This window comes from Agathobaculum sp. LCP25S3_E8 (genome assembly GCF_052117165.1).
Taxonomy (GTDB): Bacteria; Bacillota; Clostridia; order Oscillospirales; family Butyricicoccaceae; genus Agathobaculum.
The window spans coordinates 1-7928 of record NZ_JBQKJR010000088.1 but is presented as its reverse complement, the minus strand read 5'-3'; the positions used below and the strand labels follow the sequence as shown (position 1 = coordinate 7928).

Sequence of the window (7928 nt, the reverse complement as noted above, 5' to 3'; positions counted from 1 at the left end):
GTTGGTTGTGGAAGGAGAAGTCTTCTCCATTCATGTTTGTACTTTTTTGGCCTTTATACGCCAGAAACCCGGCTTATGCCTGACGCATAGGCCGGGTTTCTCGACAGACTGGGCGTTGCAGAATGCATTATTCTGCAACGCTTTCTTTTTGCCGGAACATGGCTGTAAGACTACGTTAATATATCAGTATACCATTTTGAGTCCAACTCGGCAATCACTGCATTGCGTAGAGCAACATACATGAACAGACAGCGCGACTTGCCTCTCGCCGCCGCTTTCGCTCTTGTTCTGTTTTTCTCTCAGGAGTATAATACCAGTAATCGCGCATCCGCGGCTGCGAACCGACAGCCGCGGCAAGCAGCAAAAAAGGGGGAAGTCTCATGACTCTGTTGAGACGGCACTGGGCAGATATGTCCATTCATTACAAGGCCGTCGCATTGTGCTGCACCTTCGTCGTACCAATCCTGATCGCGGTCAGCATTCTTATCTTTGAATTCAGCGCCTACCGGCTGGAAACCGACCGAATTCTATCTGAATATGCAGGCTGCATTGATTATGCCAACGCGCTGCGCACCGAAAGCGATCTGCTCGATGCGCTGCCCTTTGCCGCAGCGAACGCCAAAGCAGTCGGTGAATACACCACTGCCTGCGAGGCAACTTTGAACGCATGGCAGGCGCTGGCCCCCACACAAACCACGGACAACGCACAAATCGACCTGCTCAAGCAGGTAATCGACCGCGCGATGAACAGTCTGCGTGAACGTCAGCAGCAATTCCTTGACGACTTTTCCACAGGCATTTTTGATGCCACGGCTTTCTCCCGACTACAACAGCAAAGTGCTTATCTGTACAGCTATGCCGACGCGCTGATGGACGCGGTACTGCTCGAGGGACGAAACCGCTATCTGGATCTGGGCCAGCAATTTGCTGACCAGAACATCATGCTGTCGGTCGTGGCAGCACTGGGCTGTGTCGTATTCGCGCTGCTCGTGTTGTTCCTCATCCGCAGCCTGATCCTGCCCGTGCGGCAGATAAGTCAGGCGGCTCGCCGCGTAGCCCACGGCGAATATGGCATTGATGACTTTGTGCATCCCTCTTCGGACGAGATCGGCGTGCTTGCCGCCTCATTTAACCACATGAAACATCAAATTGCACAGACCATCCACGCACTGGAAAGCGAAGCCGCACTGGAAAAATCACTGCGTCAGCAGGAATCCGAGGCAGCCAACCTGCGTCAACTGGTCGAGCAGAGCCGCTTCGCTCAGCTGCAAAGTCAAATCAACCCACACTTCCTGTTCAACACGCTGCAAAGCGTGGCCAGCATGGCGCAGATCGAGCGCGCGACTGTGACGGGCGACATGGTCGTGCGTCTGGCCAACTTTTTCCGCTACACGCTGGAAACCGACGAAAGCATGGTGCCGCTCGCGCGCGAACTGGCGCTGCTGCGCGACTATATCTCGCTGCAGGAGCTGCGCTTCGGCGAGCGCATCTCATTTGAGATGGACTGTGATAACCACTGCGACGCGCTGCGTGTACCCAAGTTCATTTTACAGCCACTAGTAGAAAATGCCATCGTGCACGGGATGCGCAGCCGCAGTGCTGGCGGACGCATTCGCATCGTCACCAGCGCCGACGGCGCGTGCTGCCGCATTCAGATAACCGATAACGGCGGCGGTTTTACACGCACCAGCAGCGGCCCGCCCGCCGCAACCGGACGGCGCTCCATCGGCCTGCACAACATCGCCAGCCGCGTGCAGCTGACCGGCGGCTCGTTCCATCTGTACAGCCTGCACGGTCTGGGCACCACCGCCCGTCTTACGCTGCCTATGCCAAAGGAGGAAAGCCGCGCATGATTAAAATCCTAATCGCTGAGGATGAGCCGCTCAGCCTGCAGAACTTAACCGGCCATCTGCGCCGCCGTCTGGGAGAGGATGCACTGATCGAGGGCGCGAGCAACGGACGCGAGGCCGTCGAGCGTGCTCGGCAAATCCAGCCCGCACTGATTTTCATGGATATCGAAATGCCCGTAATGAACGGGCTGGATGCAGCCTCCATTCTGCACAAAACCCAGCCGGAGCTTCCTATCATCTTTTTGACCGCGTTCGACCGTTTCGATTACGCGGTCGGCGCCATGCGAGCAGGCGGTACCGACTATCTGCTCAAACCATTCGATCGCGCGCAGGTCAACGCCTGCCTACGGCGCACGCTTCATCTACCCGAGCAAGATGTCGAGCAGCCGGACGAGGCCGAAAACCCATTCTGCACCCAGTTTTCCGTCTGGCTTACGCACCACTACATGCAGGATGTTTCACTGGAACAAGCAGCCGAGGCCATGGGCATGAGCTCATTTTATTTTTCGCGGTTTTTCCGCACTGCTTACAACCAGACCTTTGTCGAATACCTCACGGCCTACCGTATCCGGCAAGCCGTACACCTACTCGAGGAGACCGAGATCCCGGTGCGAGACATCGCCCCGCGCGTAGGCTACGCAGACGCGGGTTATTTTTCCAAAGTGTTCAAACGACATGTCGGCGTCACCCCGACAGAATACCGCAATCACTGATTTTGTGCATATTGCACTAAATTTAGACATCCCATTTGGCGGCGGTCATAATATTGCCTATCGGAGCGCAAATTTTTCCGATAGGCTGGTGCACACCCCGCCGGTATAATTGAGGTTGGAAACGATGAGAAAACACAGATATTCCGTCGTGCTGGCGGCACTGGCCGCAGCGCTGCTGCTGAGCAGCTGCGCCGCAACCGCCCAGTCCCCGGTACGGCGCTACCGGCTGGCAAGCAGCCAGAGCGCAACCTATGTGACCAATCAGGCCTGCCAGCGTTTCTGCGATCTGGTCGATCAGGCTTCGGACGGCAACATCATCATTGAGCCGGTGTTCGACAATGGACTGGGCAGCGATGACGAGGCGCTCACACAATGCGTCTATGGTGGCGTGGACTTTGTCCGCACAACCGTCAGCGCAGCGGCGCAGTACGCGCCGCTGCTGACCGCCTTGCAGTTGCCCTATCTGTACACCTCGGATGAGCACCTGTTCCGTGTGCTCGACAGCACAGTCGGGCAGCAGGCACTGGACTCGCTCTCTCCAGCAGGACTGGTCGGTATGACCTATTTCTACGCGGGCTACCGCTGCTTTTTCACCACCGACCGACCGCTGTCTTCTCTGGACGATTTGCAGGGTCTGCGGCTGGGCACAGGTGCCTCCAGCGAGATGGATCTGCTGGTCGAGCAGTGGGGCGCGGTTGCCGTGCCGCTGGCGCGCGAACAGTTTGCACTGGCGCTGCGCGCCGGACAAATTGACGGGGCCGAGGATAACCTGCCAACCTATGTCGACAGCGGGTACTACAAGCTCGCGCCCTACTGGACCTATGACAGACACACCTATAACGCCGATGTGCTGATAGCATCTTCCAGTACATGGCAGAATTTTACTGAAGAGGAGCGCGCCATGCTGCGTGACTGCGCGGTTGAAGCCGCCGCATGGCAACGCGACCATTGGCTCAACGCCGAGGTGCGCGCCATGCTGCATGCCTCGCGCAGCGGCTGCTATATGGCACTGCTCGACGAAGAGCAGACTGCCCGCTTCCGCGAAGCAGCGCAGCCGCTTTATGACCGCCTGACGCCCGAGCAGCAACAGGTGGTGGAAGCAATCGGTGAGCTAGCCGACTCCGCAGACTAATCTGACGCCTCCTCTTCTTTTTCCCGGTCGAAAGCGCCCCAGGGGCGGCGCTTTGCGATAGAAAAAAGATACGAGGAGGCTTTTTCATGAAAGTCAAAAGACTGATGGCCGGTTTGCTTTGCGGCTCGCTGGGCGCGATGCTCAGTCTGGCCGGCTGTGGCACAGCGGACAGCGGTATGATGGACGCGGCCAACGCCAATGCGGTCGCCGGAGGCAGCAGTGATCTGCCGGTTGTCACCTGGAAGATGGGCTCGACCTGGGGCGACGGCAATATCCACTTCACCTGCGACGAGCGCTTCTCCGAGCTGGTCAGCGACCTGACCGATGGGCGCTTTACCATCACCAACTATCCCGAGGGCGCGCTGTGCGCAGCCAACCAGCTGTTTGACTATGTGCAGAACGGCACAATTCAATGCGGCGGCGACTGGGGCGGCTACTGGAGCGGCAAGGACACCGCATTCGAACTGCTCTCGACCACGATGGACAACTTCACCGGTCTGGACTACTACATTTGGATCACGCAAGCGGGCGGTCTGGACTGCTATCAAAACATGTACAGCCAGTATAACATGATGTACTTCCCCATCATGATAAACCACGCCGAATCCGGCATCCGCTCGACCAAGCCGATCACCTCGCTCGAGGACATGAAGAGCATGAAGATCCGCCTCGGCGGCGTTATGGCCGGCCGTGCGGCTGAAAAATTGGGCATCAATATCACTACGGTTTCAGCCTCCGAACTGTATGAGTCGCTGCAGCGCGGCGTCATCGACGGCGGCGAATTCTCCACCCCGTGCTCGGATGACTCGCTCAAGCTGCAGGAGGTCGCGCCTTACTGGTGCTCGCCTGCCTGGTATCAGTCGGGCGGCGTTAACGGCGTCATGATCAACATGGACGCATGGAATGAGCTTCCGGAAGAATATCAGAACGCAATCCAGATGGCTGCGCAGATCTGCACGGCCGAGCAGCTGTCCCGCTATCTGTGGATGGACTTTGAATCCACCGAGAAGATGCTCGAGGAGGACGACTGCATCGTCACCGAGATGAACAGCGAGGACTGGCAGACCATCCGCGACACCTGCCGTGAGGTCTACGAAGAAGAAGCGGCTGCCAACGAGAACTTCAACATGGTTTACAGCTCGATGAACGCATACCGCGAGCAGGCGGACACCTACCGCGCAATGCTCGGCGACTATGGCTGGGGCTTTAACTACGATGAATACGAAGAATGATCTCCCCGCCCGTGCACGTCCCATACAGGACGTGCACGGAGCACAGCAAGATGAGGTGTAAAATATGAAAGTGATCAAACGCATCAGCGGCGTGATCGACCTCGTCAATGACTGGATCGGACGGATCGCTTCGTTCGCGGTTCTGGTCATTCTCGCGGTCATCGTAATCGAGGTCATCCTGCGGCGTCTGTTCCACAGCCCGCAGATATGGACGATGGATGTCATCTGCATGACCTTCGGCTGCTATATCATCATGGTCTGCGCCTATGGCTTCCAGAAAAAAGCCTTTGTCGCGGTCGACGTGCTGTATGCGCGGCTCAAGCCGCTGGCGCAGCACATCCTGCACCTGATCACCTATGTGTTCTTCATGGTGCCGTTCGTATTTGTGCTCGTACCCGAAAGCTGGGGCTTTTTCCTGCGCTCCTTTCTGTCAGGCGAGCGCGGCTATTCCGTCTGGGCGCCGCCGGCATGGCCGGTTAAGCTGGCTCTGTTCGTCGGCTTGGCGCTGCTGGCCTTGCAGGGTGTCTCCGAGATACTCAAGCAGGTGACCGGCATCGCTGAGGCACTACAAACACGCAGCGACGCCAAGAAAGGAGGCGACGCGGCATGATGCAGTTATTGACCGATCTGGTCACTCGCACAGGTGTTAGCGCCTCGCAGCTGGCAGCGATCATGCTGGGCGCACTGTTCATCCTGATGATCATCGGACTTGTCACCGGGCAGGAACTGGCTTTCGTGCTGGGCGGTGCAGGCGTCATTATTGGATATCTGGCCTGGGGCGGCCCGGGCATCACCATCGCCATGACCAAGGTTTACGACCAAATGCAGAGCTACTCCATGGTCGCTATCCCGATGTTTGTGCTGATGGCAAACTTCCTGACCCACTCCAAGGTCGCAGATGGGCTGTTCCTGTCCATCCGCTATCTGCTCGGCCCGCTCAAGGGCGGCCTGGGTCTTGCCGTTATCGTGGTTTCGACCGTGTTCGCCGCCACGACCGGCATCGTCGGCGCGTCTGTCGTTACGATGGGCATGCTGTCCATTCCGGTACTGCTCAAATGCGGCTATAAGCCTTCCCTGGCCTGCGGCATGGTGTGTGCGGGCGGCTCGCTGGGCATCTTGATCCCGCCGTCGATCATGCTGGTGTCGATGGGTTCGTACGCCAACGTGTCGGTGGGCAAAATCTTCTTTGCGGCGATTGTGCCCGGTCTGGTGCTGTCGCTGTGCTACATGATCTATGTGTTTATCATTTGCCACCTGCACCCGGACTACGGCCCGGCCATGACAGCTGAGGAGCTGGCTGCCATGCCGCTTCGCGAACGAGTGTATGGATCGCTTATCAACCTGATCCCGCCGGTCATCCTGATTGTCGGCGTACTCGGATCGATTTTCACCGGCTGGGCAACCCCGACTGAAGCCGCAGGCGTCGGCGCGCTGTTCTCGCTGATTCTGGCTATCTTCTACAAGCAGTTCAGCTGGAAGATGCTGTACGATTCACTGATTGACACGGCTAAGACCTCTGCAATGGTCTTTATTATCCTGTTTGGTGCAAGCGCATTCACCGGCATTTTCATGTCGCTGGATGGCGACCAGCTGATCGCCAACTGGATTGCAAGCGTAGGCATCGGCAAGTGGGGCGCGTTTGCCATCATGATGGCGATTGTCTTTTTCATGGGCATGTTCATCGACTGGCTGGGCATCGTTATGATCGTATTCCCCATCTTCCTGCCGATTATGGATATGTTCGGCTTTGACCGACTGTGGATTGTTTCTGTTACTGCGGTCATGCTGCAGACCTGCTTCATGACCCCGCCGTTCGGTTTTGCACTGTTCTACATCAAGGGCATTGTACCGGACAGCGTCAAAATCAGTGACATTTACCGCGGCGTCATTCCCTTTATTCTGATTATCATCTTTGTGGTTATACTGGTCACCGTGTTCCCGGGCATTGTCCACTGGCTGCCCAATCTGGTGGCTCAATAACCCCTTTCTTCCCCCTCTTCTGTGCAAAAACCCGGAACGGCACCTTGCCGCCCGGGTTTTTGTGCTATCGACAGAAATGCTCCGGCAAAGCATCAGACCTCTTTTCCATGTTTTTGGAATCGACAAATGCGTCTGCTGTTTTTCTTTTCCACGTTAGAGCGGATAATCTGTGCACGGAAGGCTGCTAACAACAATTGATACTTGTGTAAGTGTCAAATTATCAAACCTTAAAAACAAAAAAACAAGCGATTTCCGAAGAAATCGCTTGTTTTCCACAAGTAAAAGTGGTACGCCAGAAGGGATTCGAACCCCCGACCTTTTGGTTCGTAGTTAGTACCACTTGCAAAAATCGTCGAAAATTCAGAACAAACAGCACGATTTTATGCTTATATACGGCTATAAACTGTGCAATCCACAAACATTCAAGAAAGGCCGCTCTGGCGCTCATAAACACCAAATAAACACCAAGCGGGATTGTCAAGCCGTCCAGTAGGGCGGTTTTCTTTTGCCCTCAGATCGCGCCTATTCGCCGTTATCCCGCTTGATTTGCTCATCTATGGCGCGGTTAATGAAAGCTGTTGTGCTTTCTCCTTGCGTCTGTGCGTGGGCTTGCACCTCTGACCGACGCTCTGGAGTCATGCGCACTTTGATCTCCACAAAGCGTTCCATATATTTCTGATGTGCTCGCTTTTGAGCATCGCTTACGGACTTCTGCTTTTCCAAAAGATGCACCTCCTCCATCATGCCATAATTATATCAGAAATTTACAGATACGACCATATAAATATCACACTAAAATACGACCATATATTTGTTGAGTATGACCATTGATGAATACGACCATATATATTATAATATAATCACAGCAAGGGAACAGAGCCGAGGGCAAGACCACCCGACCAAGAGCCGCACCGCGTACCTGTGAGCGAGAGCAATAGACACGCAAGCGGGCGGCTGGCGCAAATCCCGCTGACTGGTTGCAAGCAGCCCACTACTTGCCGCACGCGGTTTGCTTCGATAA

The 7928-nt window shown here is 55.9% G+C and carries 7 protein-coding genes; 6 read left to right on the top strand and 1 reads right to left on the bottom strand.

All coding sequences use genetic code 11. The annotated features are described in order from the left end of the window. Positions 1-380: 380 nt before the first annotated feature. From ACTQ34_RS16870 to ACTQ34_RS16845, 6 genes are all read left to right on the top strand, one after another. Positions 381-1853 (top strand): histidine kinase, encoded by a 1473-nt coding sequence (locus ACTQ34_RS16870; protein WP_441364789.1) that lies wholly within the window; start codon positions 381-383, stop codon positions 1851-1853. Continuing rightward, complete coding sequence (locus ACTQ34_RS16865) at positions 1850-2563, top strand: response regulator transcription factor (RefSeq protein WP_441364788.1); 714 nt, start codon at positions 1850-1852, stop codon at positions 2561-2563. Before ACTQ34_RS16870 ends, ACTQ34_RS16865 begins: the two co-directional genes overlap by 4 nt. Before the next feature lie 124 nt (positions 2564-2687). After that, positions 2688-3695 carry a TRAP transporter substrate-binding protein DctP gene (dctP, locus tag ACTQ34_RS16860; RefSeq protein ID WP_441364787.1) on the top strand — a complete coding sequence of 336 codons (1008 nt, stop codon included), beginning with the start codon at positions 2688-2690 and terminating at the stop codon, positions 3693-3695. An 86-nt stretch (positions 3696-3781) separates the two neighbouring features. Beyond that, on the top strand, positions 3782-4927 hold the full coding sequence (locus tag ACTQ34_RS16855; RefSeq protein WP_441364786.1) for a TRAP transporter substrate-binding protein: 1146 nt from the start codon (positions 3782-3784) through the stop codon (positions 4925-4927). A gap of 64 nt (positions 4928-4991) precedes the next feature. Further along, complete coding sequence (locus tag ACTQ34_RS16850; protein ID WP_441364785.1) at positions 4992-5537, top strand: TRAP transporter small permease subunit; 546 nt, start codon at positions 4992-4994, stop codon at positions 5535-5537. After that, on the top strand, positions 5534-6907 hold the full coding sequence (locus ACTQ34_RS16845; protein WP_441364784.1) for a TRAP transporter large permease: 1374 nt from the start codon (positions 5534-5536) through the stop codon (positions 6905-6907). The genes ACTQ34_RS16850 and ACTQ34_RS16845 overlap by 4 nt, the downstream gene beginning before the upstream one ends. Positions 6908-7429: 522 nt before the next feature. Here the strand turns inward: ACTQ34_RS16845 and ACTQ34_RS16840 are convergent. Beyond that, the gene (locus ACTQ34_RS16840) at positions 7430-7630 is read right to left on the bottom strand and encodes a hypothetical protein (RefSeq protein WP_441364783.1); all 201 of its coding nucleotides are present in this window, start codon (positions 7628-7630) and stop codon (positions 7430-7432) included. Positions 7631-7928: the final 298 nt, after the last annotated feature.